This is a genomic window from Nocardioides sp. Z35_8 (assembly GCF_059621125.1).
On the sequence record NZ_JCAQIE010000001.1, the window covers coordinates 847,192 to 873,529 of the forward strand.

The 26,338-nt window shown below is 72.0% G+C and carries 26 protein-coding genes; 7 read left to right on the forward strand and 19 right to left on the reverse strand.

The genetic code is table 11. The annotated features are described in order from the left end of the window. Window positions 1–15 precede the first annotated feature (15 nt). Genes AC54T2_RS04095 through AC54T2_RS04105 form a run of 3 tightly spaced genes read left to right on the forward strand, consistent with a single transcriptional unit; the run spans window position 16 to window position 3,274 of the window. The gene (locus AC54T2_RS04095; protein WP_496665590.1) at window positions 16–795 is read left to right on the forward strand and encodes a MerR family transcriptional regulator; all 780 of its coding nucleotides are present in this window, start codon (window positions 16–18) and stop codon (window positions 793–795) included. After that, complete coding sequence (locus tag AC54T2_RS04100) at window positions 792–1,682, forward strand: ABC transporter ATP-binding protein (RefSeq protein ID WP_496665591.1); 891 nt, start codon at window positions 792–794, stop codon at window positions 1,680–1,682. Before AC54T2_RS04095 ends, AC54T2_RS04100 begins: the two co-directional genes overlap by 4 nt. Next, window positions 1,679–3,274, forward strand: coding sequence for an efflux permease Rv1217c-related protein (locus AC54T2_RS04105; RefSeq protein WP_496665592.1), 1,596 nt, complete (start codon window positions 1,679–1,681; stop codon window positions 3,272–3,274). Before AC54T2_RS04100 ends, AC54T2_RS04105 begins: the two co-directional genes overlap by 4 nt. Window positions 3,275–3,293: 19 nt before the next feature. Here the strand turns inward: AC54T2_RS04105 and AC54T2_RS04110 are convergent, their stop codons facing one another. The 11 genes from AC54T2_RS04110 to dnaB form a co-directional block, all read right to left on the reverse strand. Then, window positions 3,294–3,623, reverse strand: coding sequence for a hypothetical protein (locus AC54T2_RS04110; protein WP_496665593.1), 330 nt, complete (start codon window positions 3,621–3,623; stop codon window positions 3,294–3,296). Window positions 3,624–3,913: 290 nt separating this feature from the next. After that, complete coding sequence (locus AC54T2_RS04115; protein WP_186339644.1) at window positions 3,914–4,636, reverse strand: FadR/GntR family transcriptional regulator; 723 nt, start codon at window positions 4,634–4,636, stop codon at window positions 3,914–3,916. A 45-nt stretch (window positions 4,637–4,681) separates the two neighbouring features. After that, complete coding sequence (locus AC54T2_RS04120; RefSeq protein WP_496665594.1) at window positions 4,682–6,865, reverse strand: acetate--CoA ligase family protein; 2,184 nt, start codon at window positions 6,863–6,865, stop codon at window positions 4,682–4,684. Then, window positions 6,846–7,631: an enoyl-CoA hydratase/isomerase family protein gene (locus tag AC54T2_RS04125; protein WP_496665595.1), complete on the reverse strand. Its 786-nt coding sequence runs from the start codon at window positions 7,629–7,631 to the stop codon at window positions 6,846–6,848. The genes AC54T2_RS04120 and AC54T2_RS04125 overlap by 20 nt, the downstream gene beginning before the upstream one ends. Then, on the reverse strand, window positions 7,631–8,668 hold the full coding sequence (locus AC54T2_RS04130) for an acyl-CoA dehydrogenase family protein (RefSeq protein ID WP_496665596.1): 1,038 nt from the start codon (window positions 8,666–8,668) through the stop codon (window positions 7,631–7,633). Before AC54T2_RS04130 ends, AC54T2_RS04125 begins: the two co-directional genes overlap by 1 nt. 16 nt (window positions 8,669–8,684) lie before the next feature. Further along, the gene (locus tag AC54T2_RS04135; RefSeq protein ID WP_496665597.1) at window positions 8,685–9,824 is read right to left on the reverse strand and encodes an acyl-CoA dehydrogenase family protein; all 1,140 of its coding nucleotides are present in this window, start codon (window positions 9,822–9,824) and stop codon (window positions 8,685–8,687) included. Beyond that, the gene (locus AC54T2_RS04140; protein WP_489976389.1) at window positions 9,815–10,465 is read right to left on the reverse strand and encodes a nitroreductase family protein; all 651 of its coding nucleotides are present in this window, start codon (window positions 10,463–10,465) and stop codon (window positions 9,815–9,817) included. The genes AC54T2_RS04135 and AC54T2_RS04140 overlap by 10 nt, the downstream gene beginning before the upstream one ends. A 5-nt stretch (window positions 10,466–10,470) precedes the next feature. Next, window positions 10,471–12,018 (reverse strand): tripartite tricarboxylate transporter permease, encoded by a 1,548-nt coding sequence (locus AC54T2_RS04145; protein WP_496665598.1) that lies wholly within the window; start codon window positions 12,016–12,018, stop codon window positions 10,471–10,473. Between the two features lie 3 nt (window positions 12,019–12,021). Next, window positions 12,022–12,558, reverse strand: a complete 537-nt coding sequence (locus tag AC54T2_RS04150) for a tripartite tricarboxylate transporter TctB family protein (protein WP_496665599.1) — start codon at window positions 12,556–12,558, stop codon at window positions 12,022–12,024. A 63-nt stretch (window positions 12,559–12,621) separates the two neighbouring features. Continuing rightward, a complete protein-coding gene (locus tag AC54T2_RS04155; RefSeq protein WP_186339652.1) occupies window positions 12,622–13,599 on the reverse strand; it encodes a Bug family tripartite tricarboxylate transporter substrate binding protein in 978 nt (325 codons plus the stop codon). Window positions 13,600–14,114: 515 nt separating this feature from the next. After that, entirely contained in the window at window positions 14,115–15,518 is a 1,404-nt protein-coding gene (dnaB, locus tag AC54T2_RS04160; protein WP_241005264.1) for a replicative DNA helicase, read from the reverse strand. Window positions 15,519–16,194: 676 nt separating this feature from the next. Between dnaB and AC54T2_RS04165 the strand changes: the two genes are divergently transcribed. Continuing rightward, window positions 16,195–17,496: an MATE family efflux transporter gene (locus AC54T2_RS04165; RefSeq protein WP_241005463.1), complete on the forward strand. Its 1,302-nt coding sequence runs from the start codon at window positions 16,195–16,197 to the stop codon at window positions 17,494–17,496. 116 nt (window positions 17,497–17,612) lie between these two features. Next, window positions 17,613–18,032, forward strand: coding sequence for a DUF8738 domain-containing protein (locus AC54T2_RS04170; RefSeq protein ID WP_496665600.1), 420 nt, complete (start codon window positions 17,613–17,615; stop codon window positions 18,030–18,032). A gap of 90 nt (window positions 18,033–18,122) precedes the next feature. Here AC54T2_RS04170 and rplI read toward each other — a convergent pair whose 3' ends face one another. The 4 genes from rplI to rpsF all read right to left on the reverse strand — a co-directional run bounded on the left by rplI (window position 18,123) and on the right by rpsF (window position 19,947). Next, window positions 18,123–18,569, reverse strand: a complete 447-nt coding sequence (gene rplI, locus AC54T2_RS04175; RefSeq protein WP_186339656.1) for a 50S ribosomal protein L9 — start codon at window positions 18,567–18,569, stop codon at window positions 18,123–18,125. A gap of 14 nt (window positions 18,570–18,583) precedes the next feature. Next, a complete protein-coding gene (gene rpsR, locus AC54T2_RS04180; RefSeq protein WP_056603689.1) occupies window positions 18,584–18,820 on the reverse strand; it encodes a 30S ribosomal protein S18 in 237 nt (78 codons plus the stop codon). Between the two features lie 94 nt (window positions 18,821–18,914). Continuing rightward, window positions 18,915–19,532, reverse strand: coding sequence for a single-stranded DNA-binding protein (locus AC54T2_RS04185; RefSeq protein WP_496665601.1), 618 nt, complete (start codon window positions 19,530–19,532; stop codon window positions 18,915–18,917). A gap of 124 nt (window positions 19,533–19,656) precedes the next feature. Next, a complete protein-coding gene (rpsF, locus tag AC54T2_RS04190; protein WP_186339658.1) occupies window positions 19,657–19,947 on the reverse strand; it encodes a 30S ribosomal protein S6 in 291 nt (96 codons plus the stop codon). Between the two features lie 208 nt (window positions 19,948–20,155). Between rpsF and AC54T2_RS04195 the strand changes: the two genes are divergently transcribed. Together AC54T2_RS04195 and AC54T2_RS04200 are read left to right on the forward strand one after the other, a co-directional pair. Next, window positions 20,156–21,154, forward strand: coding sequence for a serine/threonine-protein kinase (locus AC54T2_RS04195; protein ID WP_496665602.1), 999 nt, complete (start codon window positions 20,156–20,158; stop codon window positions 21,152–21,154). Further along, window positions 21,151–21,957 (forward strand): deoxyribonuclease IV, encoded by an 807-nt coding sequence (locus AC54T2_RS04200; RefSeq protein WP_496665603.1) that lies wholly within the window; start codon window positions 21,151–21,153, stop codon window positions 21,955–21,957. Before AC54T2_RS04195 ends, AC54T2_RS04200 begins: the two co-directional genes overlap by 4 nt. A gap of 100 nt (window positions 21,958–22,057) precedes the next feature. Here AC54T2_RS04200 and AC54T2_RS04205 read toward each other — a convergent pair whose 3' ends face one another. Genes AC54T2_RS04205 through AC54T2_RS04220 form a run of 4 tightly spaced genes read right to left on the reverse strand, consistent with a single transcriptional unit; the run spans window position 22,058 to window position 26,332 of the window. After that, window positions 22,058–23,074 (reverse strand): LacI family DNA-binding transcriptional regulator, encoded by a 1,017-nt coding sequence (locus AC54T2_RS04205; RefSeq protein ID WP_241005265.1) that lies wholly within the window; start codon window positions 23,072–23,074, stop codon window positions 22,058–22,060. 5 nt (window positions 23,075–23,079) lie between these two features. Next, window positions 23,080–24,522 carry a glycoside hydrolase family 1 protein gene (locus AC54T2_RS04210; RefSeq protein ID WP_496665604.1) on the reverse strand — a complete coding sequence of 481 codons (1,443 nt, stop codon included), beginning with the start codon at window positions 24,520–24,522 and terminating at the stop codon, window positions 23,080–23,082. Then, window positions 24,519–25,349 carry a carbohydrate ABC transporter permease gene (locus AC54T2_RS04215; protein WP_186339663.1) on the reverse strand — a complete coding sequence of 277 codons (831 nt, stop codon included), beginning with the start codon at window positions 25,347–25,349 and terminating at the stop codon, window positions 24,519–24,521. The genes AC54T2_RS04210 and AC54T2_RS04215 overlap by 4 nt, the downstream gene beginning before the upstream one ends. After that, complete coding sequence (locus tag AC54T2_RS04220) at window positions 25,346–26,332, reverse strand: ABC transporter permease subunit (protein ID WP_489976396.1); 987 nt, start codon at window positions 26,330–26,332, stop codon at window positions 25,346–25,348. Before AC54T2_RS04220 ends, AC54T2_RS04215 begins: the two co-directional genes overlap by 4 nt. Between the last annotated feature and the right edge of the window lie 6 nt (window positions 26,333–26,338).

Below are 26,338 nucleotides of genomic sequence, written 5' to 3' on the forward strand. Positions count from 1 at the left end.
CGCCATGCTGGTGCCATGCGGGTCAAGGACGCGGCCGATCTGGCCGGGGTGAGCGTGCGGACCGTGCGGCACTACCACGCGCGCGGACTGATACCTGTGCCTGCGACGGTGGCCGGCGTGCGCGACTACGGGCTGAGCCACGTGGCGCGGTTGATCCGGATCCGGTGGCTGGTCGAGTCGGGGCTGAGCCTCACCCACATCGCCGAGCTGCTCTCGGGCGAGCACGACGGCGCCGGGGCGAGCGACCTGCGCGAGGCGCTGGCCACGCTCGATGCGCGTCTGGCCCAGCTCACCGGTCAGCGCGAGCGGCTCGCGCGGCTGCTCGACTCGATCGTCGCCGGTGGCTCACTGACGCCCCTGCCGCAGGTCGTCGTCGACTTCTACGACGAGCTGGAGGCCCACGCCCCCGACGAGTCCTCTCGTCGGGCGATGTGCGAGGAGCGGGAGTTCCTCGAGCTGGCGTACTTCCGCGGGGACGTACCGCCGGAGGCCGAGGCACTCTTCCTCGGCTCGACACCCGAGCTGCTCCGCGAGGGCCTGGCGGCGTTCGCCGCTCTCCACACCGCCGACGAGCTCAGCGACGAGGAGCTCGACGCGTTCGCTTCGGCCAACGTCGAGCGGATGAAGCGGCGGGTCGGCGAACGGTTTCCCGAGATCGCGGCCTCGATCGACCTCGACGTCGTGGCACGACTCTATGCGCTCTTCGACGCGACCAACGACGAGCGCGGCCGACGGCTCGGCACGGCCATGCAGCGACACCTGACCCGCGAGATCGAGACCGGGAGGAAGCAGTGAGCGAGCCGGCAGTTCTGGCCCAGGGACTGGTCAAGACCTTCGGCGACTTCCTCGCCCTGGACGGTCTGGACCTGACGGTCACCACGGGCGAGGTGCACGGGTTCCTCGGCCCCAACGGCGCCGGCAAGAGCACCGCCATCCGGGTCCTGCTCGGCCTCTATCGACCGACTGCGGGGCAGGTCCGCGTCCTCGGACTGGACCCTGAGATGGACCCCGGCGCGGTGTGCCGGCGAGCGTCCTACGTACCGGGCGAGGTGGCGCTGTGGCCCAGCTTCACGGGGCAGGAGGTGCTGGACGCGCTGGCCGGGCTCCGCGGTGCGTACGACGCGGACGCCGAACGCCGATTGGTCGACGCCTTCGCGCTCGACCCGTCGCGCCGGGTGCGCACCTACTCCAAGGGCAACCGGCAGAAGGTGATGCTGGTCGCCGCGTTCGCCGCGCGAACCGACCTGCTCGTCCTCGACGAACCGACCTCCGGCCTCGACCCGCTGATGGAGGAGGTGTTCGCCTCGTGCGTGCGCGAGGCCGCCGCGGCGGGGCGGACGGTGCTGCTCTCCAGTCACATCCTCAGCGAGGTGGAGCGCCTGTGTGGGCGGGTGACGATCGTCAAGGACGGTCGGTTGGTGGAGACCGGGCGGGTCGACGAGATGCGCCATCTGGCCTCCTCGACCGTCAGTGCGGTGGTCCCGTCTGGTGCTGGCCACAGGCTCTCGATCTCCGGCGTCGAGGCTGCCTGGGCCGGCGACCGGGTCTCCGTACGCGTCGCCGGACACGAGGTCAACGACGTGTTGCGCGCCCTGATGGACGTCGGCGCGACCTCGATCACGTGCGAACCCGCCACTCTCGAGGAGCTCTTCCTGCGCCACTACGAGGTGGCCGCCCGATGATCGGTCCCTTGTCCGTGGCCGCTCCGCTGTGGCGGCACAACCGGGCCTGGACGCTGGCCTGGCTCGGCGCCACCGGCGTGGTCGCGGCGGCCACGGTGCCCGGCTACTCCTCGACCTATGCCGACGCGGCCACCGCCAGAGCCGCGCTCGACGAGGCCCGTGCCGACCCGGCGACACAGTTCCTCTACGGCCGACTCGGCGAGCTGGGGACGCCGGCGCAGGTCTACGCGTGGGAGATGGGGACGTTCCTGACCCTGATCGCCGCGTTCATGGCCGTGCTGCTCGCCGTCCGGCTCAGCCGCGCCCTGGACGAGGACGGCTCGCTCGAGCTGCTGCTCACCACCGGCCCGCAGCGCCGCGACGCGGCCTGGGCGGCGCTGATCCTGCTCGGCGCTGTCGCCGTCGGGCTCGGGCTGGTCTGCTTCACGGCGACCGCGGCGTACTCCGGTCGCATCGACGGCGTCGACGTCGCCGGAGCCGCGACGCTCGGGCTGGTCGTCGTGCTCACCTTCCTGCTGGTCGGGTTGGTCACCGCTGTGCTGGCGATGGCCCTGCCGACCGCACGCGCCGCCCGGGCCGCGGGCGCCCTGGCGGTCGCGCTCGCCATCGGCGTCCGCGCGATCGCCGACGTCGGGCAGACGCCGGCGCTGCAGTGGGTGGCACCGATGTCGCTGCGAGCGCTGGCGCTGCCGTTCGCCTCCGACCGGGTGCTGTGGCTGGTGCCCGCAGTCATCGAGGCGGCGGTGCTCTGCGGGGTCTTCGTGCGCCTCGCCACGGCCAACGAGCTCGGCGCCAGCATCGTCAGGCTGCCCCAACGACAGTCCGCCCGGCTTCGGATCGACTCCCCCCACGGCCTGGCGTGGCGGCTCGACCGGCGGCGGGCGCTGTGGTCGACCCTGCTCATCGCCGCTGGCGCAGCGCTGTTCGCCGTCCTCGGCGCTGGGGTGATCGACAACCTGCGCCGGGGCCGCATCGACGGCGGCTTCCTCGGCGCCCAGCTGTCGGGGCGCGACCCTGCAGAGGCGTACTTCGCCTTCAGCGGCACGATCGCGGCCCTCGTGGCCTCCGCCGTCTGCATCACCCTGATCACCCAGGTCGCCGCCGCCGAACGCTCCGGCCTCGCCGAGCACGTACGCGCCGCCGGTGCCACCCGCTCCGCTCTGCTGCGCGCGTACGTGGGCGTCGCAGCCCTCACCTCGCTCGCCACGCTGCTGCTGTGCGGCGTCGCTTCCGGAGTGATCGCCCGCGCGATCGTCAGCGGCCCCGACGTCACGCGCGACGCGTTCTGGCAGGCAGTCCAGCAGTGGCCCGCCGTGGCGGTGGTGATCGGGCTGGCCGCCCTCGCCGTCGCCGCTGCGCCGCGGATCAGCTGGATCGCCTGGGTGCCCCTCCTGGTCGGCGGCGGGGTGACGCTGCTCGGCAAGCAGCTGCAGCTCCCCTCGGGGGTGGTCGACCTGAGCATGTTCGGCCATACCTCGGCGGGCCTCGCAACGAGCACCGGAGTCGCTGCCCAGCTGGTGCTGGCCGCGGTGGCCGCATCAGCTGTCGTCGCGGCCCTGGCCGCCGTCACCCGCCGCGACCTCGCCGCCTGAGCCTGCGCGACGACCGCGCTCAGCAGTTGTCCTGCTCGGTGATGGCATCTCCGCACACGACGTAGGACCAGCTGGTCGAGAGCGTGAACAGACGACCCCCGACGTCGTAGCTCACGTCCACGCGGTCGATGTAGGCACCGCTGCGCCCCGTCTCGACAGTCGTGATGATCTCGGTGAACGGATCGCTCCTGCCCGACCCGCACAGCGGCTCGTCGAACCGTGCTCCGTCGACGTCGGTGAGTGACTGCCGGCGAAGCTCGCGCTCACCCAGCTCGGCCGGGGTGCCGAGCTCTGAGCCGACCGGGGCCCAGTCGATGGCCGGTCCGTCACGCCGCCCCGGAACAGGCACCGTGCGCGACGCGAAGTCCACGTTCCCCGCGCCCCGGGTGATGTGGGGTTCGGCGGCACGAGCGGCGCGAGCCCCCTGATGGGGCCGGACCGGATCGTGCTGGATGGCCTGGTCGCCATGGGCGGTCCTTCCGGTTCTGCACGGAGCGATGCAGGCAAGCGCACCACGATCAGTGACCCGGAGGCAGCCGAGCCGGCCGACCTGATTCGGGCGGTGCTGGACCGCGTTCGAGATCGACGCCTCACCAGGTGGTTGTGTCTCGAGGTCGTGATGGGTGCCGACGGGCCTGCCTACCCCGGGACCCGCCACACCTCACGGGGGATGATCGGCTCCTCGAGCAGGTCCTCGCGCTCGAGGTAGGCGCGGTAGGCCTCCAGGTGCACAGCCATGGCGCGCCGGGCCGCCGCACCGTCGCCGGCCAGGATGCGCTCGGCGATCTTGCGGTGGGAGGCCGCGGTCTCGGCGAGGTGGCTGGCGTGGATCTTGCCGGGCCGGAAGTGCTCCTGGAACGGGTGGTGCAGGGCGTTGAGCGCCGTGCCGAGCACACCGTTGCCCGTGGCCTCGGCCACCAGCTGGTGCAGGTCCTGCACCTGCCCCAGGCCCGACTCCTGCTCGACCAGGCCGCGGAGGGCGGTCCGCTGCTCCTCGGAGATGTTGCGTGCGGCCAGCTCGGCCGCCGCCGGCTCCACGAGCTGGCGGTACTCGGCGAACTCGCGCAGCGTCGTGTTCCGCATCGCGAAGACCAGCGAGACCACGTCGCTCACCTGCCGCACCTGCGGGTGGCGCACGAAGACACCCCCGTGCACCCCCCGCCGGACCTCGATGAGCCCGTCGTGCTCCAGCAGGCGGAGCGCCTCCCGGACGGTCACCCGACCCACGCCGTACTCGGCCATCATCTCGGTCTCCGTGGGAAGCGCCGTGCCCTCGGCGAGACGGTGGACGATGATGCGCTCGCGGACCGCCGAGACCACGATGTCCGAGGCCTTGGGGATGCGAGGTCTACGCGTGCCCATGCCTCATCCTCTTCTCTCGGCCCCGGTGGCCGGCGCAGCGCGGCGTCACGGGACGTCGGTGGTCGCCCTCACCACCAGCGCATCCACCGCGACCGGGATCCCGTCGCTGTCGACGACCAGTGGGTTGAGCTCGGCGGTCTCCAGTGCGTCGCCCTCCTGGAGGACGAACTCGCCGAAGGCCAGGATCGTCCTGGTGAGCGCGTCGCGGTCGACCGGCACCCGGCCGCGGGGGCCCTTGAGCAGCTCGCTGTACTGCAGGCCGTCCATCATCGAGATCGCGTCACGCTCCTCGAGCGGTGGGAGACGGACCTGGACGTCCGATGCCAGCTCGGTGAGGACGCCGCCGACGCCGAGGACCACCACGGGGCCAAAGATAGCGTCCCGGCGCATTCCGAGGATCAGCTCAGTCTCACCCGCCACCATCTCCTGGACGACCAGCCGCCGGTCCGCCACGCCCATGGCACCGGCCCGGGCGAGGATCTCCTCGGCGGTCGTCGCCACCGACCCACTGTCGCGCAGGCCGACCGCGACCAGTCCGTGGTCGGACTTGTGCGGGACCTCGGTGGAGAGCAGCTTGACGACGACCGGGAAGCCGAGCGCCTCCGCCGCCTCGGCCGCCTCGGCAGAGGTGTGCACCGCCCGCTCGGCGACGGTCTGCACGCCGTGCCGCCGGACCAGCTCCTTGGCCGCGACCTCGTCGAGGGCCGAGGAGGTCGTGCCCGAGCTGGGCGCCGGGGCGGCGTGCGCGGACCCGCCGTCCCCGTCGCCACCGACCGGGGTCGACGAGGTGGCCGGCTCGCAGAAGTGGTCCACCAGCCGGGCCACGGCGCGAACGGCACGGACCGGGTCGGTGAACGCGGGGAGCCCGGCCTCGGCGAGGCGGCGTACCGCACTCCCGGTGCCACCGACCCAGACGGTCACGACCGGCTTGTGGGTCGTGGCGGCCACCTCGGCGATCAGCCGGCAGGCGTCCGCCTCCTGGTTCTGCATGTTGCCGAGCATCACCATCACGACGTCGGTCTCCGGGTGCTCGACCGCCAGCTCCAGCGCCGGGCGCAGCAGCTCGGTGTCGCTGACCAGGGCCCCGGTGAGGTCGATCGGGTTCCGCACGCTGGCGAACGCCGGGAGGACCTCCCGCATGTCCTGCGCCCAGCTGCCGGTCCAGGGCGCGACCTCCAGTCCGTGGTCCGCGGCGGCGTCGGTCATCAGCACTCCCGCTCCGCCCGACAGGGTCAGGATCGACAGCCGCCGCCCCGCGGGGCGCGGGGTGAAGGCGAAGACCCTCCCGAGGTCGAGCAGCTCGTCGACGCTGTGCGCGCGGATGACCCCGTGCTGGGTGAGGAGACCGTCGAAGACGACGTCCTCACCGGCGAGGGCGCCGGTGTGGGAGGCGGCCGCCTCCGCGCCTGCGGCGGAGCGGCCGACCTTCATCAGGCACACCGGCACGCCACGGCGCTGCGCCGTGGCCAGCGCGTCGCGGAACCGTCCCGGCTCCCGGACGCCCTCGACGTAGCCGAGGACCACGCGGGTCGCGGGGTCCTCCGCCAGGGCGCCGACGACCTCGGCCAGGCTCACGTCGACCTCGTTGCCGGTGCTGACGAACCGCCCGACACCGAGGGCCGAGTACTGCGCCTCGGTGAGGATGAAGGCACCCATGGCACCGCTCTGCGAGACGAAGGCGACCCCGTCGTCGCGCAGGGTGAGGTCGGGGTCGTCGATGCCGGACATGAAGGTGGTCGTCGCACCCGACGCCACCCCGATGACGCCGTTGCAGTTGGGCCCGACGACCCGGATCGGGTGCTCGCGGGTGACCCGAGCCAGCTGCTCCTCGAGCAGGCGGCCCTCCTCGCCGGTCTCGCTGAACCCGGACGCGAACACCACCGCCACCGCGACCCCGGCGACGGCGCACCTCTCGACGGCCTCGACGACGGCCGTGCTGGGGAGCACGATCACCGCCAGGTCGGGGACCTCCGGCAGGGCCTCGAGGCTGGGGTAGCACGGCAGGCCCTGCACCTCCGTGCGGGCGGGGTTGATCGGGTAGATCGGTCCGGCGAAGCCGTACCGCTGGAGGTAGCGCAGCGTCCGCCCCGCCGCCTTCACCGGGTCCGACGACGCGCCGACGACCGCGATGCTGCGCGGGTCGAACAGGCGCGGCACCAGCTCCTCGCGTGCCCCGTCGGCGTCGCCCACCGGGCTGACCTCGCGTGCCTCACTGACCGGTGTAGACACCAGGACGCCCTTCCGCACGGGCGCTCAGCGCCTCCTGGTGGTCCGCCGTGCGCATCGAGAGGTGCTCGTAGGCCAAGGACAGGTCCAGCACCTGGTTGGCCGTGGCCTGGATGGCCTTGTTGATGGAGGCCTTCGTCGCGCGCAGGGCGTACGGGGGCTGGGCCGCGAGCTCCTCGGCGAGCGCCAGCACCTCGGCACGGAGCTCCGCGGCGGGGACCGCGCGCGAGACCAGGCCCATGGCCGCGGCCTCACGCCCGTCGATGAGGCGGCCGGTGAGCAGGTGCTCCTTGGCCCGGCCCGGACCGATCAGCAGCGGCCACACGACCGCGCCACCGTCGCCGGCGACCAGCCCGACGTTGACGTGGCGGTCGCCGATCCGCGCGTCCTCGGCCATGTAGACGATGTCGCACATCAGCGCGATCGTCGCACCGAGTCCCACGGCGGCGCCGTTCACCATCGCGACGATCGGCTTCTCGAGCCGGAGCAGGATGTCGATGAGGTCCCGCCCCACCGACAGCACCCGGTCCTTGGAGCCGTAGCTGTCCTTGCCCGCCATCTCCTTGACGTCGCCCCCGGCGCAGAAGCCCTGACCCGCGCCGGTGAGCACGATCACCCTGGTCGCCGGGTCGAGGTCCGCCTCCTGGAGCGCGCGTCGCAGCTCCAGGTGGGTGGCGGGATCGAGCGCGTTGCGCCGTTCCGGGCGGTTGATGGTGATCATGGAGACCTGCCCGAGCCGCTCGTGCAGCACGGTCGCATCGGAAGTCATCAGGCGCTTGCCCTTCTCGTGGTGGTGGGTACGCCGAGTGCTCGGCCGAGCATCCGGCGATGGTCGGCGGGCGCCACCGAGGCCTCCAGCGCCCACACGCGTTTGGCGAACATGTGCAGCGGATACTCCGCGGAGTAGCCCATGGCGCCGTGCGCCTGGATGGTGACCCGCGCCGCCTCCTTGGCCGCCCGCACCGAGGCCAGCACGGCCATCGAGACGTGCGACTCGGCCGCCGAGTCCCCGCTCGACATCGACCACGCCGCCCGCCACACGGCGGGACGCGCGAACTCGACGCGGAGGTGGACGTCGGCGAGAGCGTGCTTGATGGCCTGGAAGCTGCCGACGGGGACGCCGAACTGCTCGCGACCGCGGACGTAGTCCAGGGTCATCGCCAGCATCCGGCGCGCCAGGCCGACCAGCTGTGCCGCCGCGGCCAGCTGGAGGCGGAGGCGGAGGGCGGCGACGTCGGACGCGGCGAGCTCCAACGGCTGTCCGCCGGTCGGATCGTCTCCGAGCCGGGCGAGCGGCCGACACCTGTCGAGCGGCACGTCGACCACGCGGGCCGCGGGCGGGTCGAGCAGCCGGAGCGCGGGGCTCTCGCCGTCCTCGCCGACCAGCCCGACGGTGGCCTGGTGACCCCACGCGGCGAGCGCGGCGGGCTCCGGCCACCACGCCACGAGCGGCGCGCGGTCGCGGGCGGGATCGACCAGGTCGTCGCGACCGGCCGCGGCGAGGACGGGCATGGCGCAGATGGTCTCGGCGACCGGGAGCGGAACGGCGCTGTGGCCCAGCTCCTCGCACACGACGGCGAGCGCCACCTCGTCCAGGCCGAGCCCGTCCGACGCCTCGTCGAGCAGGAGCCGGTGGACACCGAGCTCGGCGAGGGCGTTCCAGAGCCGCTCGACCTCCGGGTCCGGGGCTCCGCCCGGGTCCGACTCCCACGCACGCGCCAGCAACTCCGGCGGGCAGAGCTCGGCGAGGAGGGACGCGGTCACCTCGGCCAGCGCCCGGTGCTCCTCGGTCAGATCGAATCTCATGTGTTTCCCACCGCTCCTACTTCCGTGGCAGCTTCAAGATGCGTTCGCTGATGATGTTGCGCTGGATCTCGTTGGTCCCCGCGTAGATCGTTCCGCCGAGCGCGAACTGGAAGCCCCGCGGCCACACCGAGTCGACCTGCGCCTCGGCCCCGAGGAGCTCCATCGCGATCTCGTGGAGCCGGACGTCCATCTCCGACCAGAAGACCTTGTTCAGGCTCGACTCGGCCCCCACCTGGTGGCCCTCCGTGATCTGGGTGACCTGCCTGAGGGTGAACAGCTGGTAGGCCTCGGCGTCCATCCACGCCTCGACGAGGCGGTCGTGCAGGCTTCCGGAGACCCGCTCGGGGTGCTGCTCGGCCAGCTCGAGGAGCCGGGCGACCGTGCGCCGGAACCGTCCCGGCGACCTCAGGGTGAGGCCGCGCTCGGAGCCGGTGGTCGACATCGCGACGCGCCACCCCTCCCCGACGCCGCCCAGCACGTCGCGGTCGGGCACGAGGACGTCGTCGAAGAAGACGTCCGCGAAGCCGGGGTCGCCGTCCAGGCGCGGGAAGGGGCGGACCGTCACACCGGGCGCGTCCAGCGGCACCAGCAGATAGGTCAGCCCGCGGTGGCGGGCGGACTCGGGGTCCGTGCGGAACAACCCGAAGAGGTGCGTGCAGAAGCCGCCGCGGGTGCTCCAGGTCTTCTGGCCGCTCACCCGCCAGCCCTGGGCGTCGTCGTCGCGGACCGCCCGGCTCCGCACGGAGGCCAGGTCGCTGCCGGCGCCCGGCTCGGACCAGCCCTGCGCCCAGAGGTCCTCCGCCGCGGCCATCCGCGGCAGGATGCGCCGCTGCTGCTCGGGGGTGCCGAACTCGAAGACGGTCGGGGCGAGCAGGAAGATGCCGTTCTGGGTGACGCGCGCCGGCGCGTCGGCACGGGCGTACTCCTCCTCGAAGATCAGCCACTCCCACAGCGAGGCGTCGCGTCCGCCGTACTCCCGCGGCCACGACACGGCCGACCACCCCGCCTGGAAGAGCGACCGCTCCCAGCCCACGTGGGCGGCGAATCCCTCCTCGGTGTCACCCGAGGGCAGGGGCGTCCGGGGGACGTTCTCGGCGAGCCAGCCGCGCACCTCCGCGCGGAAGGCATCCTCCTGGTCGGTGTACCTCAGATCCATCGAACGACCTCCTCGCCGTTGCGCCGGGGCGCCGCCCCCAGGGTGGTGCCGGTGATGCGCGCGACGGGCAGCAGCGCGCACAGGGTCCAGTCGTCGGGCAGCCCGAGGACCCCGGCGAGCTCGCCGGACCTCCGCAGGCCGACCGTGGTCAGGCAGGTGCCCAGACCGCGGGCGCGGGCGGCGAGCTGGAACGACCAGACCGCTGGGTACACCGAGCCGTAGAACTTCGCCGCCTCGGCGCCGACGGCCGCCTGCGGCGCGGGCGCGGTCGAGCAGACGACGACGATCCGGGGCACCTTCCCCATCACCTGGGCCAGGTGGGCCGAGCTCTGCCGGACCTTGGTCAGCTGACCGGCCGCCTCCCCCGACGGGGCCGGCCGGGCGCGATCGAGCTCGGCGTACGCCGCCTGGTAGAGCTCGCCCACCGCCGCCCGGGTGCCGGGGTCCTTCACCACGAGCCAGCGCAGCGGCTCCTCCGCACCCCCGCTGGGGGCCTGGCGGGCAGCGGCCAGCGCTTCGCGGAGAAGGGCGTCGTCGACGTCGTGCTCGAGGTCCAGCCGCTTGCGGACCGCGCGCGTGGTGGTCAGCAGCTCGTCGGCCACGGTGATCGCGGCCGGATCGAAGGAAGGCACGGTGGCCATGCCCGTCACCCCTCCTTCGTGGGCGTCACGGACGACGCCTCGTTCTCGGTCGCGAGGATCTCCTCGACGTCTTCCTCGGCGCGCCGCAGGAGACGGGTGCGCAGGACGCCCATGACGACCATGGCCACGACGAGCGTCACGAGGATGCCGCCGGAGAGCGGCCGGCTGACGAAGATGCCCAGGTCGCCCCCGGACATCAGCAGCGACTGGCGGAAGGCCTGCTCCATGATCGGGCCGAGCACGAAGGCGAGCACGAGCGGACCCGGTTCGAAGCCGGTCTTCTTCATCAGCCAGCCGAGCACGCCGAAGCCGATGACGACCCACATGTCGAAGACCTCGTTGTTGACCGAGTAGACGCCGGCCATCGTCACCAGCAGGGTGAACGCCGCAAGGATCCCGGGCCGCACCTGGAGCACGCGGATGAACACCCCGACGAGGGGGATGTTCAGCAGGAGCAGCATCAGGTTGCCGACGTACATCGACGCGATGACGGCCCAGAAGACGTCGGGGTGCTCCTCGATCAGGCGGGGACTCGGCGTCACCCCCTGGATCAGCAGCGCGCCGTAGATCAGCGCCAGGACGACGTTCGGCGGCAGGCCGAGGGTCAGCAGGGGGATGAACGCCGACGTGGACGACGCGTTGTTCGCGGTCTCCGGTCCGGCGACGCCCTCGATGGCCCCGCGGCCGAACCTGCTCGGGTCCTTGGCCCGGCGCTTCTCCAGGGCGTACGACGCCATCGAGGAGATGACTCCGCCGCCGCCGGGCAGGATGCCGATGAAGAAGCCCAGGACGGAGCCGCGAGCGATGGCCCCGCTGGAGTCGCGGAGGTCCTGGCGCTTGGGCCACACGCCCCTGACCTTCGCCTTCACGGTCTGCGCGGTCTCGGTCTGCTCCAGGGAGTAGAGGATCTCGCTGACGCCGAACAGGCCCATGGCGATGGCCACGAAGTCCAGTCCGCTGAGGAGCGAGACCTCACCGAACGTGAAACGGGAGCTGCCTGTGATGGAGTCCGAGCCGACGGTGGCCAGCAGGAGGCCGAGCGCCGCCATGGCGAGGGCCTTCCACGTCGAGGAGCTGCCCAGGTAGGTGACCAGCGTGATGCCGACGACCGTGAGGGCGACGTACTCCGGCGGCCCGAACTTCACGGCCAGCTCGGCCATGGGCTGTGCCAGCAGGGTGAGCCCCACCACGGCGATGGTCCCGCCGATGAACGACCCGATCGCGGCGATCCCGAGAGCGGGGCCGGCCCGGCCGGCACGCGTCATGGCATACCCGTCGAACGTGGTCACGACCGAGGCCGCCTCGCCGGGGAGCCTGAGCAGGACCGACGTGATGGTCCCGCCGTACATCGAGCCGTAGTAGATCCCCGCGAGCATCACGATCGCCTGCGTGGGCTCCATCGTGTAGGTCAGCGGGAGGAGCAGCGCGATCGTGGCCGTGGGCCCGAGCCCCGGCAGGACGCCCACCAGGGTGCCGATCGTGACACCGACGAAGACGAAGAGGAGCGTCTGCGGGTCCATCATCTGCGCGAAGCCGTCGAGAAGACCGCTCATGACTCAGCCTCCGATCCGTTCGAGCAACACACCGGCGGGGAAGGGCACCCCGAGGAGCCGGTCGAAGATGATCCAGAACACGACGGCTCCCCCGACCGAGAGCGCGAGCGTCCACCGCCACGACTCCCGGCCGAAGACACGCAGCCAGACCGCGAGCATCAGGGTGGAGGCGAGCAGGAAGCCGAGCACCTGGAAGAGGACCACGTAGACGGCCAGGCTCCCCAGCATGGCCAGCACCTGCGGGCTGCGCTTCGACCACTTCTCGTAGTCGGCTCGCCGGTCCACCAGGACCAGCGCCGCGCAGATGGCGGTGAAGATGACCGCGTTGATCATCGGCCACATCCCCGGACCGGGTCGGGTGACCTCACCGAAGGCGAGCGTCGAGGCCTGCCAGACCCAGAGCCCGCCCAGGACCGTCAGCAGGAGCGGAGCCAGGCGGTGTGCCTGCTCCCGCCGCCACGAGCGGGGCGAGCGAGCGCCCGCGTCCGCCCCGGGCGCCGCCGCGGCGGTGTCGCCGGGCGCATCGTCGGACTGGACCATCACCTGCTCCCTCCCAGGGGCACGGCTGGGTGAGGTCCGCCCTCACCCAGCCGGGCTCTGTGCTCAGTTGTCGATCAGCGCTTCGTAGATCGCGCGGCGCTCGCCCAGCTGCTCGGTCACGGCCTCGGACCCGACGAACTCGTCCGGGACGTTGTCCGCACCGAGGAACTCCTGGACGGCCTCGTCCTCCAGCGCGACCTCGAGGGCATCCTCGAGAGCCGCCAGGACGTCCTCGTCGAGCCCGGCGGGCGCGGTGAGGCCGATCAGGGTGCCCGAGACCGTGAGGTCCTCGAAGCCGGACTCCTTCAGCGTCGGCACGTCGGGCAGCCAGGTGACCCGCTCGGGCTCACCGACCGCCAGCGGCGTCAGGTCGCCGGCCTCGATCTGGGTCACCACGTCCTGCGAGGCGTTGAGCGCGATGGCGTCGACGTTGTCGCCGCGCAGCGCGGCCACGACCTCGGCGTTGGAGTCGAACGGGACCGGCGTGAACTCGACGCCGTAGTCCTCGGCCATGCGGGCGAGCTCGTAGCCCTGCGGCGTGGTCGCTCCCGGAACGCCGATCGAGATGTCGCCGGGCGCGTCCTTCGCGGCGGCGACGAGGTCGTCGATCGAGGAGTAGTCCGAGTCGGGCATGGCCAGGAAGACGACGGGCTGGGTGAGCATGAGGCCGACGTTGTCGAAGTCCTCCTCGCTGTAGCCGAGGTCGCTGACCAGCGGGGTGACGACCATCGTCCCGGTCGTGTAGAGCCCGATGGTGTGCCCGTCGGGGTCGGCGTTCTGGACGTGCTGCATGCCGATGGCGCCCGATCCGCCGGGACGGTTCTCGACCACGATGTCCTCGCCCAGCTCCTTGGACATCGCCTCCGCCACGGTGCGCGTGATCGAGTCGGTGTTGCCGCCCGCGTCGTACGGGACGACCCAGGTGATCTCCTTGCTGGGGAAGTCGGCGGACGCGTCGTCGCCCCCCGTGCCTCCGCAGGCAGCGAGGGCGAGGGCGAGTGACGGTGCGAGAGCGAGCGAAGTGATCCTGACGCGGTTCATGGGTGCCTCCCTGGGGCTGTGAGCGGCGCGGGCCGATCGTCTGGAGCGGCGCGAGCGACGGACGTCACACTATGCCATCTATGCATTCATTGCCATCTTTTCTTTCGGGCGAGATTCCGCCCGCCCGACGACCCGTTGAGCCACCCTCCCGTCGCGGCCGCAGGGACATGGGATCGGGCCCGGCCTCCGGATCCGCGGACGGGGGCCGGTCACAGGACGCGACGGGGACTCAGAGCGCGGACGTGGGGGATTCCACGCAATCCGGGTCGAGACACCCGTCGAGACGGGCGGCAGGGCCTACGCGCGGTGGCCGGCGTGCATGGGCACGGGCGCCCCAGAGCGCGACACGGCCGCGCTCCCGGTGACGCGACGGAGAGCGGGCGGCGACCCGACGTGGGCCTTCGCGCCCGCTACGCCGACCGCGGAGGAACCTTCGTGACGTGGGACGCGCGCATGGGACGGGGCCGGTCGATGGTGACCGTCCGCGCCCGGTGACACCATCGTCGGCGCCTGCATCAGCCCTGGGCCATGTCCACGAAGCGGGAGTAGTGGCCCTGGAACGCGACGGTGAGGTCGCGGGTGGGGCCGTTGCGGTGCTTGGCCACGATGAGGTCGGCCTCGCCGGGGCGGGTCGACTCCTTCTCGTAGACGTCGTCGCGGTGGAGCAGGATGACCATGTCGGCGTCCTGCTCCAGCGAGCCCGACTCACGCAGGTCGCTCATCATCGGGCGCTTGTCACCACGCTGCTCGGGGCCACGGTTGAGCTGGGACAGCGCGATGATCGGCAGCTCGAGCTCCTTGGCGAGGAGCTTGATGTTGCGGGAGAACTCCGAGACCTCGAGCTGGCGCGACTCGACCTTCTTGCCCGAGCTCATCAGCTGCATGTAGTCGATCACGATCAGCTTGAGGTCGTGGCGCTGCTTGAGCCGACGCGCCTTGGCCCGGATCTCCATCATCGTCATGTTGGGGCTGTCGTCGATGAACATCGGCGCACCGGAGACCTGGCCCATCTTGCGGGCGAGCTTCTCCCAGTCGTCGTCGCGCATCGTGCCGTTGCGGATGTGGTTGAGCGGCACCTTCGCCTCCGCGGAGAGCAGGCGCATCATGATCTCCGAGCGCGTCATCTCGAGGCTGAAGAAGCAGCTGGTCAGGTTGTTGTGGATCGACGCGGCACGGCAGAAGTCGAGGGCCAGAGTCGACTTGCCCATGGCCGGGCGGGCCGCGACGATGATCATCTGGCCGGAGTGCAGGCCGTTGGTCAGGTCGTCGAGGTCGGCGAAGCCGGTGGGCACGCCGTAGAGGCCGGCCTCGCGGTTGCCGATGGCCTCGATCTCGTCGAGGACGCCGCTCATGATGTCGCTCAGCGGGGCGTAGTCGACGCTCGCCCGGCGGTCGGTGACCTTGTAGACCTCGGCCTGCGCGTGGTCCACGACGTCGTCGATCTCCCCCTCGCCGGCGTAGCCCAGGGCGGCGATGCGGGTGCCGGCCTCGACCAGGCGGCGCAGGATCGCCTTGTCGCGCACGATCTCGGCGTAGTAGCCGGCGTTGGCCGCGATCGGCACGTTGGCCGACAAGGTGTGGAGGTAGGGGGCGCCGCCGATGCGCTGCAGCTCGCCGCGCTTGACCAGCTCGGCCGCCACGGTGATCGGGTCGGCCGGCTCGCCGCGGCCGTAGAGGTCGATGATCGCGTCGTGGATCACCTCGTGGGCGGGGCGGTAGTAGTCGACGCCCTTGATCACGTCGACGACGTCGGCGATGGCGTCCTTGGACAGCAGCATCGAGCCGAGGACGCTCTGCTCGGCGGCGTTGTCCTGCGGGGGCGTCCGGTTGCCCGGCGAGCGGGGCGAGGCGCCCGGCTCGTAGGCCGCCGGGCCGTCGCCCCAGGCCTCGTCGGTGTCCCCCTCGAAGGTGACGCTCACCGGTGCTCCCTCCATCTCGCTCGGGTCCGCCGACCATGACGGTAGGGACGACCTCCGACATCGACGACCTCGTCGCCGAGGGCGCGCTCGCCCCCGGGTCCACCAGTCGTCTCCTCACTGGCCCGCGCAGGACCGTACGTCCTCACGGCGTCCCGGGGGAAGCCGACGACGCCGAGTTATCCACAGGGCATGTGGACAAGCTGAGCAACGCCGTGGACGACACGCGTGAGCACGCGGGCGGCCAGTGGAACAGGCTGTGGAGACAGGTGGAGAATCAGCCCCGCTCAGCGCGCTGACCTGCACCGATGGGCCCCACACCCTGTGGAGGGAAAATATGTTGCCGTCGGGACCGTTCATCTGTCCGCCATCTGGAAGATGCCCGCCGGCCCGGGTCGTCCCCGGACCCCGACGACCGCCACCGGCCGTCATCCACACGGCCATGCACAGGTAGTCCCAATGGACTATGGACGACGCGACCGCGAGGTGCCCGGGTCCCCGCCCCGCCACCGCGCCGGGAGGTTCCTAGGCTGGGTCCGTGACGGCCCGCCCCCCGGAGTCAGCCCCGGACCCAGCCCCGGGGTCGACCACCCACCCCACCCCCGGGTCGGATCCCGGCGCGGCACCGGAGACGGCCCCGGAGACGGCCCGGGAGACCGCCCGCAGGACCGACCGGGAGATCCTGCGACTCGCTGTCCCCGCCTTCCTCGCGCTCGTGGCCGAGCCGATGTTCCTGCTCTCCGACGCCGCGATCGTGGGACACCTCGGCACCCCCGAGCTCGCGGGGCTCGGCGTCGCGGCGGTGGTCCTGCAGACGGTCGTCGGGCTGTGCGTCTTCCTCGCCTACGGCACGACCGCGAGCGTCGCGCGCCACCTCGGGGCCGGCGACCTCCGTGCCGCCCTCGCCCAAGGGGTCGACGGGATCTGGCTCGCGGTGCTGATCGGGGTGCTCGCCACCGTCGGGGGCGTCGCGCTCACCCCGGCCCTCGTGGGCGCCTTCGACACCGGCGCCGAGGTGGCCGGGCACGCCGAGACCTACCTGCGCATCGCCTTCCTCGGCACCACGCCGCTGCTGGTGATGCTGGCCGCGACCGGGGTGCTCCGCGGCCTGCAGGACACGCGTACGCCCCTGCTCGTCGCCGTCGTCGGCAACGGGCTCAACATCGTCCTCAACCTCGTCCTCGTCTACGGCCTCGACCTCGGCATCGCCGGGTCGGCGATCGGCTCGGTGCTCGCGCAGGTGCTCAGCGCGGCGTGGTTCCTGGTCGTCGTCGTCCGCGCCGCCCGCGAGCACGAGGCGCCCCTGGCCCCCGACCGCGCCGGCATCCTCGCGGCCGCGCACGCCGCCGTCGCGCTGGTCGTCCGCACCCTGGCGCTGCGGGCGTGCCTGCTCGTCGGCACCTACGCGGTCACGCGGGTGGGCACCGGGGCGGGCGACGTCAACGTCGCCACCCACCAGATCGCCATCACGCTGTGGACCTTCCTCGCCTTCGGCCTCGACGCCATCGCGATCGCGGCCCAGGCCCTCACCGGCCGGGCACTCGGCAGCGGCGACGTCGAGAGCACCCGCCGCCTCACCCGGCGCATGGTGCGGTGGGGCTGGGGCAGCGGCGTCGTCGCCGGGCTGGCGCTCGCGGCGCTCGCCCCGTTCGTCGGCGTCCTCTTCACCCCCGACCCGGCGGTGCGCGACCTGCTGGTGCCCGTGCTGCTCGTGGCGGCGCTCGGCCAGCCGGTCGCGGGCGTGGTCTTCGTCCTCGACGGCGTCCTGATCGGGGCCGGCGACGGCGCCTACCTCGCGTGGGCCGGCCTGGTGGTGCTGGCGGCGTACGCCCCCGCGGCGCTGTGGGCGGCCACCCTCCCCCACGGCCTGGTCGCCGTCTGGGTGGCGATGACGGTCGTGTTCATGGGCGCGCGCGGGCTGCTGCTCGGCTGGCGGGCCCGCGGCGACCACTGGCTCGTCACCGGCGCCGCCGCCCGCTGAGGGCCGGCGACCCCGGCGGACGACCTCCGCCCCGGGCTCCGAGATCGCCTCCACCTTCCCCCGGTGACGTCTGGGGTCACGCGGAACACTCCCAGCGGGTCGCCCGTCACACCGCCATGACGACCGCGCCCCGACGCCTCACCCTGCTCGCGGCGGCCTGGGTCCTCACCGCGTGCGGGACGCCGGGCGGATCGCCCGATCCCGAGCAGACAGCCGTGGACCCGGCCCCCTCGGCCAGCCCCTCGTCCTCCCCCTCGTCCTCCCCCTCGTCCTCCCTGCCGGCCGGGGCGGCCGTCACGCACGCGGTCGCCGACCTCGCCGCCTCCCTCGGCGTCGACCCCGACACGGTCGAGGTGGTCGCGGTAGAGGACGTGACGTGGCGAGACGGCAGTCCCGGCTGCGCCGAGCCCGAGATGGCCTACACGCAGGCGGTGGTCGAGGGCTCACGCATCACGCTGCGCGTCGGCTCTCGGACCTACGCCTACCACGCAGGCACGAGCGGACGCCCCACGCGTTGCGACCACCCCACGCAGTGACCCACCGCCCCCCGCGTCGCCCGGTCGCGGACGCACCACGGCCCGCCACCCCCGAAGGGGCGGCGGGCCGTGGTCGTGTCGTGCGCCGGGTCAGGCGGGAACGACGTTGAGGGCCACCGCGGCGGACACCTCGTCGTGCAGCTTGACCGACACCTCGTGGGCGCCGAGCGACTTGATCGGGTTGGCCACCACGATGGTGCGGCGGTCGACCTTCTCGCCCGAGACGGCCGTGATCGCGTCAGCGATCTCGGTGGTGGTGACGGCGCCGAACAGGCGGCCACCCTCACCGGAGCGGACCTTCACGTTGACCGCGTTGGCCTCGAGCTTGGCCTTGACGTCCTTGGCGTGGTCCTCGTCGCGCACCGCGCGGGCGGTGCGGGCGGCCTTGATCGACTCGATGGTCTTCTCGCCACCGCGGGTCCAGCGGATGCCGAGACCACGGGGCACGAGGTAGTTGCGGCCGTAGCCGTCCTTGACCTCGACCACGTCGCCGGGAGCGCCGAGTCCGTCGACCTCCTGGGTCAGGATGAGCTTCATGATCCGTGCTCCTCTCAGCGACCGGTGGACGTGTAGGGCAGCAGGGCGAGCTCGCGCGCGTTCTTGACGGCGATGGCCACGTCGCGCTGGTGCTGGACGCAGTTGCCGGTCACGCGGCGGGCGCGGATCTTGCCGCGGTCGGAGATGAACTTGCGGAGCAGCGTGGTGTCCTTGTAGTCGACACCGGTCGCCTTCTCCTTGCAGAACTGGCAGACCTTCTTCTTGGGCTTGCGCAGAATTGCCTTGGCCATTGTGGTGCTCCCTTTCAGTGAGCCCGGCCCTGAAGGCAATCAGGGACGGAATGGAATGTGAACGTGGTGCAGGTGGTCCGGATCAGGAACCGGTTCAGAACGGGGGCTCGTCGTTGCCGCCGCTGACCCCGGGCGTGGCCCACGGGTCCTTGGGCGGAGCGGACTGGCCACCCTGGGACGACTGGCCACCCTGGGGCTGGCCGCCCTGGGACTGGCCGCCCCAACCGCCGCCGCCCTGGGCGGGCGCCGGGGTGGACCACGGGTCGTCGGCCGGCGCGGACTGCTGCCCGCCACCACCCGAGTAGCCGCCACCGCCGCCGCCGGAGTAGCCGCCACCGCCGCCCTGTCGCGTCGTCTTGGTGACCTTGGCCGATGCACTGCGCAGCGACGGGCCGACCTCCTCGACGTCGATCTCGAAGACGGTGCGCTTCTCACCCTCGCGGGTCTCGTACTGACGGGACTTGAGGCGACCCTGGACGATCACACGCATGCCCCGCTGGAGGGACTCGGCGACGTTCTCCGCGGCCTGGCGCCAGACCGCGCAGGAGAGGAACAGCGTGTCGCCGTCCTTCCACTCGTTGGTCTGGCGGTCGAAGGTGCGCGGCGTCGACGCGATCCGGAAGTTGGCCACGGGGGCCCCCGAGGGGGTGAACCGCAGCTCCGGGTCGTCGACGAGGTTGCCGATCACGGTGATGGTGGTCTCGCCTGCCATGTCAGGTCTCCTCAGAAAGTCCTGCTGCTGTGCCGGTTGATCCGGGTGCTCCCGGTGCTGCGCCCATCAAACAGGCACTCACCGACAGCGGGAAGGGTCTATCCACAGACGCCCGTCGGGGCGATCAGTGGGCGTCGGGACGCATGACCTTCGTGCGCAGGATCGACTCGTTCAGCGTGAGCTGGCGGTCGAACTCCTTGACCGTCGCGGGCTCGGCCGTCAGCGTGATGACGGCGTAGATGCCCTCGGCGTTCTTCTTGATCTCGTACGCCATCCGGCGACGACCCCACACGTCGAGCGACTCGATCGAGCCACCGTCCTTGCGGATCACGTTGAGGTACTTGTCGAGCGACGGCTCGATGGTGCGCTCGTCGAGACTCGGGTCGAGGATGACCATCACTTCATAGGCACGCATAGCGGTCTCCACCTCCTCTGGGCTAGAGCGGCCACGGGCTCTCCGTGGCAGGAGGACTGTGCGTTCGTGGCTGGCGACATCGGTCGCACGGCACGGTCACCCGAAGGCAACCGGAGCAGATTATCAGCGACCGCCCCGGCGGCTGGAATCGTCGCACCGGCCTGTGGAGGACGGTCCACGCGCCGTCGCTCCGGGCTAGCGTCGGCGGGTGGCCGCGACCCCCTCGTCGACCCCCTCCTCGATGACGCCCGTCCCGACGCGCTCCCGCATCCCCTCCCGCACCCGATCGCGCACCCCCGCGGTGGTGGCGGGCCGCTACCAGCTGCTCGACCAGGTCGGCGCCGGCGGGATGGGCTCGGTGTGGCGCGCGCGTGACCTGCGCACCGGGCACGACGTGGCGCTCAAGGTGCTGGGGCGCCACGGCTCCGCGCTGCTGGCGCGCTTCGTGCGCGAGCAGGCGGTGCGGGTCCGGCACCCGCACGTCGTCGCACCGCACGGCTGGGCGGCGGAGGACGACCTCGTCGTGCTCGCGATGGAGCTGGTGGCGGGCGGCTCGGTGGCCCAGCTGCTGCGCGAGCACGGCCCGCTCGACGCGGGGACGGTGGCGCTGCTGGTCGAGCAGCTGCTGAGGGGGCTCGGTGCCGTCCACGCCGCGGGACTGGTGCACCGTGACGTCAAGCCGGCCAACCTGCTCCTCGAGGCCACCGGCACCGGACCGCCCCACCTGCGGCTCGCCGACTTCGGGGTCGCGGCCCCCGTGGCCGACCGGCGCTTCACCACGGTGCCCGGCGGCGTCGGCACCGAGGGCTACATGGCGCCCGAGCAGGCGCGCGGCGCTCCGCCCGACCCCGCGCAGGACCTCTACGCCGTCGGGCGGGTCGCCCTCGAGCTGCTCACCGGGCTGCCGCCGTCGGGCCAACCTGCGATCCCCTCGCACCCGCTCCGCCCGCTGCTCGAGCGGCTCCTGGTCGCCGATCCCGCCCAGCGCATCGCCACCGCCGACGCGGCGCTGCGGCTGCTGCGGCGGCTCCCGGTGCCGCCCCCCGAGTGCCCGCCGGTGCCCGACCGGCTCGGGCCGGCTCCCCGCCCGCGGCGTACGCCCTCCGTGCCCACCGACGGCGCGGACTGGCTCGCCTGGCTGGCGGTCGCCTCCCTGGTCGGCGTGGTCGCCGGGTGTCTGTACGTCCTCCTAGGCTGGGCCGCATGAGCACCGCCAGCACCCTCCCCATCGGCGCCCACGTCGAGCAGACCGACCCCGTCGCCGAGGCCGTCGCGCGCGCCACCGGCCTCGTGCAGTTCTTCCTCGGCGACCCCCAGGGCTACCAGGGCCCCGAGGTGCGGTTCGAGGGCGGGCCGGCGGCGCTGCGCGCGGCGGCCGAGGACGCCGGCGTCGACCTCTATGTCCACGCCCCCTACATCGTCAACGTCGCCACGACCAACAACCGGATCCGGATCCCGAGCCGCAAGCTGCTCCAGCAGCACATGGACGCCGCGGCCGAGATCGGGGCGAAGGGGCTGATCGTCCACGGCGGCCACGTCAACAAGAGCGACGACCCGGCGGTCGGCTTCGACAACTGGCGCAAGGCGATCGAGGCCACCGACCTCAAGATCCCGCTCCTCATCGAGAACACGGCAGGCGGCGACAACGCCATGGCGCGCCACCTCGACCGCATCGCCGGCGTGTGGGACGCGATCTCGGCGGCCGAGGGCGCGGAGCAGGTCGGGTTCTGCCTCGACACCTGCCACGCGTGGGCCGGTGGGATCGACCTGGGCGACGCCGTCGAGCGGGTCCGTGCCATCACCGGCCGCATCGACCTCGTGCACGCCAACGACTCGCGCGACGCGTTCGGCTCGGGCGCCGACCGGCACGCCAACTTCGGCGCGGGCCACCTCCCGCCCGACGAGTTCGCCGGTGTCGTGCGGGAGGCGGGCGCCCCGGTCATCTGCGAGACGCCGGGCGGCGCGAGCGAGCACCTGGCCGACTTCGCCTGGCTCCGCGAGCACCTCTGACCGACGACACGGCGGAGCGAGGGCGGGACCAGGTGGTGTGCCCGCCGCTCACCGTGAGGCACCGCCCGGTGGTGAAGCCGCCGACCTGCCGGCGCGACGCTCAGACGGTGTCGCGACGCACCAGCTCGGGCACGAAGACGACGCGACGCGGGGCGCCACGTCCACCCTGGCCGATGGCCTCCGTGAGGAGCCGGACCGCCTCGGTGACCATCTGGTCGATCGGGTTGCGCAGCGTGGTCAGGGGCGGCTGGGTGCGTTCGGCGACGCCGAGGTCGTCGTAGCCGACGATCGCGACGTCGTCCGGGACCCGGATGCCGCGGGCCTCGAGCTCGCGCATCGCGCCGAGTGCCATCAGGTCGGAGGCAGCGAAGATGCCGTCGATGTCGCCGTCGATGTCGAGGAGCTCGGCGCAGGCCTTGGTCCCGCTGTGCTCGGTGAAGTCGCCGTAGGCGACCCGGCTGCTGTCCAGGCCCGCGGCGTCCAGCTCCTGGCGCCAGCCCATGAGCCGGTCGTGGCCGGCGCGCATGTCGTGCGGTCCGGCGATCGCGGCGATCCTGCGCCGACCACTCTCGACCAGGACCCGTGCGGCCTGGGCGGCGGCACCGGCGTTGTCGCTGTCGACGACGGAGACCCGGTCGGCGCCGACCCACGGGGTGCCGATGAACACGCACGGGAGCCCGAGGTCGGAGAGGTGCTCGGCGAGACGGTCGTCGCGGTGGTGGGACGCGACGATGGCGCCGTCGACGTAGCGCCCGCGCAGGTAGAGGAGCATCCGCGCCTCGTCGCCCGGCTGGGCGAGCAGGAGCACGAGCTGCAGGTCGTGCTCGCGCAGCGAGCGCGCCACGGCGTGCAGCATCCGCGCGAAGAACGGGTCGGAGAAGATGCGCTCGTCCGACTCGGGCAGGATCACCGCGACGGAGCCGGTCCGCTGCATGACGAGGGAGCGGGCGGCACCGTTCGGCGTGTAGCCGAGCTCCCGGACGGCGTCGAGGACCGCGGCCTGCGCCTTCGCGCTCACCTTGGACCTGCCGTTGATCGCACGCGACGCCGTCGCCTTGCTGACCCCCGCCAGCCTGGCCACATCGTCCAGCGTGGACGCGTGCGCCTTCCCCACCACGTGGGTCACGCTACTGGCAGGCCGTTCGCCACGGCCACCTCCGAGTACCACCGGGCGCTGTCCTTCGGCGTGCGCACCTGGGTGGCGTAGTCGACGTGGACGATGCCGAAGCGGTGGGCGAAGCCGTAGCTCCACTCGAAGTTGTCCATCAACGACCACACGAAGTAGCCGCGCACGTCGACGCCCGCGTCCACCGCGTCCAGCACCGCGTGCAGGTGCTGCTCGATGAACTGCTGCCGGCCGGTGTCGTGGATGGCACCGTCGACCACCACGTCGTCGGCCATCGCACCGTTCTCGGTGATGTAGATCGGCGGAGCGTCGTAGGTCTCCGCGAGCCGGACGAGGAGGCGCGTCAGCGCGTCCGGGTCGATCTCCCAGTCGCGGTCGGTCGTCGGCCGGCCGGTGCGCGGGAACACGAAGCCACCACCGGGGTACGGCGACTCGCGGGGACGCGGGGAGTGCTGGATGCGGCTCCCGAGGAGCTCGTCCGGCTCGACGTCGCACGGCAGGGCCGCCGGGAGGTCGGGGTGGTAGTAGTTCACACCGAGGAAGTCGGTCGGCGCACTGATCAGCTCGAGGTCGCCGTCCTGGACGAAGTCCTCCCAGGGCCGGCCCCGGAAGAGCATCCCCGCGGTGTCACGGGACAGGTCGTCGGCGTACTTCCCGAGGAACAGCGGGTCGAGGAAGACCCGGTTGTGGAAGCCGTCGAGGCGCCGGGCCGCGTCGACGTCGTCGTCACGGGTCGGGTCGAAGGGATCGGCCACCGTCGGGTTGAGGGTGATGCCTACAGCCTTGCCGTTGTCGGGGGTTCCGCCGCGGCGGCGGAACTCGTCGACGAACAGGCCGTGCCCGACGAGCAGGTGGTGCGCGGCGACGACGCCGGCGACTCCCTCACGGCGTCCGGGCGCGTGGCCACCGCTGGTGTAGCCCATGAAGGCGGAGCACCAGGGCTCGTTGTGGGTCGTCCAGCTGTCGACGCGATCGCCCAGGACGTCGTGCACGGCCATCGCGTAGTCCAGGAAGCGGTGCGCCGTGTCGCGGTTGGTCCAGCCGCCGTCGTCCTCCAGCGCCTGCGGGAGGTCCCAGTGGTAGAGGGTGAGCCAGGGCGTGATCCCGGCCGCCAGCAGCTCGTCGGTGAGCCGGCTGTAGAAGTCCAGCCCGGCCCTGTTGACCGCGCCGCCGTCGGGGCACACCCGCGGCCAGGCGACGGAGAAGCGGTAGGACCCGAGGTCGAGCGCCTTCATCAGCGCGACGTCCTGCGGCATCCGGTCGTAGTGCTCGCAGGCCACGTCGCCGGTGTCGCCGTGGAGGATCGCACCGGGCACCCGGGTGAAGGTGTCCCAGATGGACGGGGTGCGCCCGTCGGCGGCCACGGCGCCCTCGATCTGGTAGGCCGCCGCAGCGGCTCCCCAGAGGAAGTCGGCGGGGAACGGTCGGATCGTCGTCATCCCTTGACGGCTCCTTGCATGATGCCGGCCACGAGCTGGCGGCCGGTCGCGATGAACAGAAGCAGCAGCGGGATCGTCGCGAGCAGGGTGCCGGCCTGGAGCAGCGCGATGTCGGCGATGCCTCCCGCGGGCGCGATCTTGAGCTGGTCGAGAGCGGTCTGGAGGGTCTGCACGTCGGAGCCCTGCAGGATCAGCAGCGGCCACATGAACTCGGTCCAGGTGTGCATGAACGTGAACAGGGCGAGGATGGCCATGGCCGGTCGGGCCGCGGGCACCGCGACGGTCCAGAAGGTGCGCATCTGCGTGCAGCCGTCCATCCGCGCCGCCTCGATGAGCTCGTCCGGGATCGCGTCGACGAGGTACTGGCGCATGAAGAACACGCCGAACGCGGTGACCAGGAAGGGCAGGACCACGGCGGTGCGGGTCCCTGCGAGCCCCAGGTTGCTGAACTCCTTGAGCAGCGGCACGAACGCGAGCTGGGTGGGCACCGCCAAGGTCGCGACGACGAAGCCCATGGCGAGGTTGGCGCCCCGGAACCGCAGCTTGGCGAGGGAGTAGCCGGCCAGGGTGGAGAAGAACACCACCGACGCCGCCGAGACGCTCGAGATGATCACCGAGTTGCCCAGCGCCGACCAGAAGTCGATCTGGTCGAAGACGCGCCGCGCGTTGTCGAGGAAGTGGCCGCCCGGGTAGAGCGGCGGCGGGCTCTGGATCGCGCGCTCCTTGGTCACCGAGCCGATGACGAACGACCAGTAGAGGGGGAAGGCCGAGCCCGCCACGAAGGCGGAGAGCAGGCCGTAGACGAGGAACCCGGGACGCCGGCTCATCGCTCGGCCCTCCTCTGCAGGTGGCGGGTGAGGAGGAACTGGAGCAGCGCGATGCCGATGATGAGCAGCACGATCAGCCACGTGGCCGCGGCGGCCCGCGGGTAGGGGTCGGTGCCGCTGTTGGAGGTGTTGAACACGTACATCGTCAGCGTCTGGTACTGGTAGTTCGCGCCGCCCTGGAACTGCAGGTTGGTGTCGAAGAGCCGGGGCTCGGTGAAGATCTGCATCCCGCCGATGGTCGCGGTGACGATGACGAAGAACATCGTCGGGCGGATCGACGGCAGCGTGACGTGGAGGAACTGCCGCACGCGGTTGGCGCCGTCGATCGCCGCCGCCTCGTAGATCTGGCGCGGGACCGCCTGCATCGCGGCGAGGATGATGAGCGTGTTGTAGCCGGTCCAGCGGTAGTTGACCATCGTGGCGATGGCCGTCCAGCTGGCGAAGCGGTCGGAGTGCCAGCTGACGCCGGGGAGGCCGACCGCGCGGATGACCTCGTTGACCAGACCGGACTTGTCGGCGAAGAGGCTGCCGAAGATCAGCGCGGTCGCGGCCGGAGCGACGACGAACGGCAGGAGGACGCTCATCCGCCACCAGGTCCGTCCCCGCAACGGCGTGTCCAGCATCCCGGCGATGACCGTGGCGATGACGACCTGCGGCACCGAGGAGAGCAGGAAGATGCCGATGGTGTTCCAGAAGGCCTTGTGGAACACCGGGTCCGTGAGCACGTGGGCGTAGTTGGCGAAGCCGACGCCGGCACCGTGGTCGGCCCCGTAGCGCGGCCAGGAGAAGAAGGAGAGATACCCCGAGTAGGCCATCGGGTAGACCCCGACGAGCAGGAACACCAGGAAGAACGGCAGGAAGTAGAGGTACGGCGAGATCCGGAAGTCCCACCGGGACAGCTTCTGGCGCCACGTCAGCGGCGGCGTCGGCGGACGGGCCCGCTCCTCCGACTCACCGGCCCTGAGCGCCTCGACGGTCGTCATCGGGCT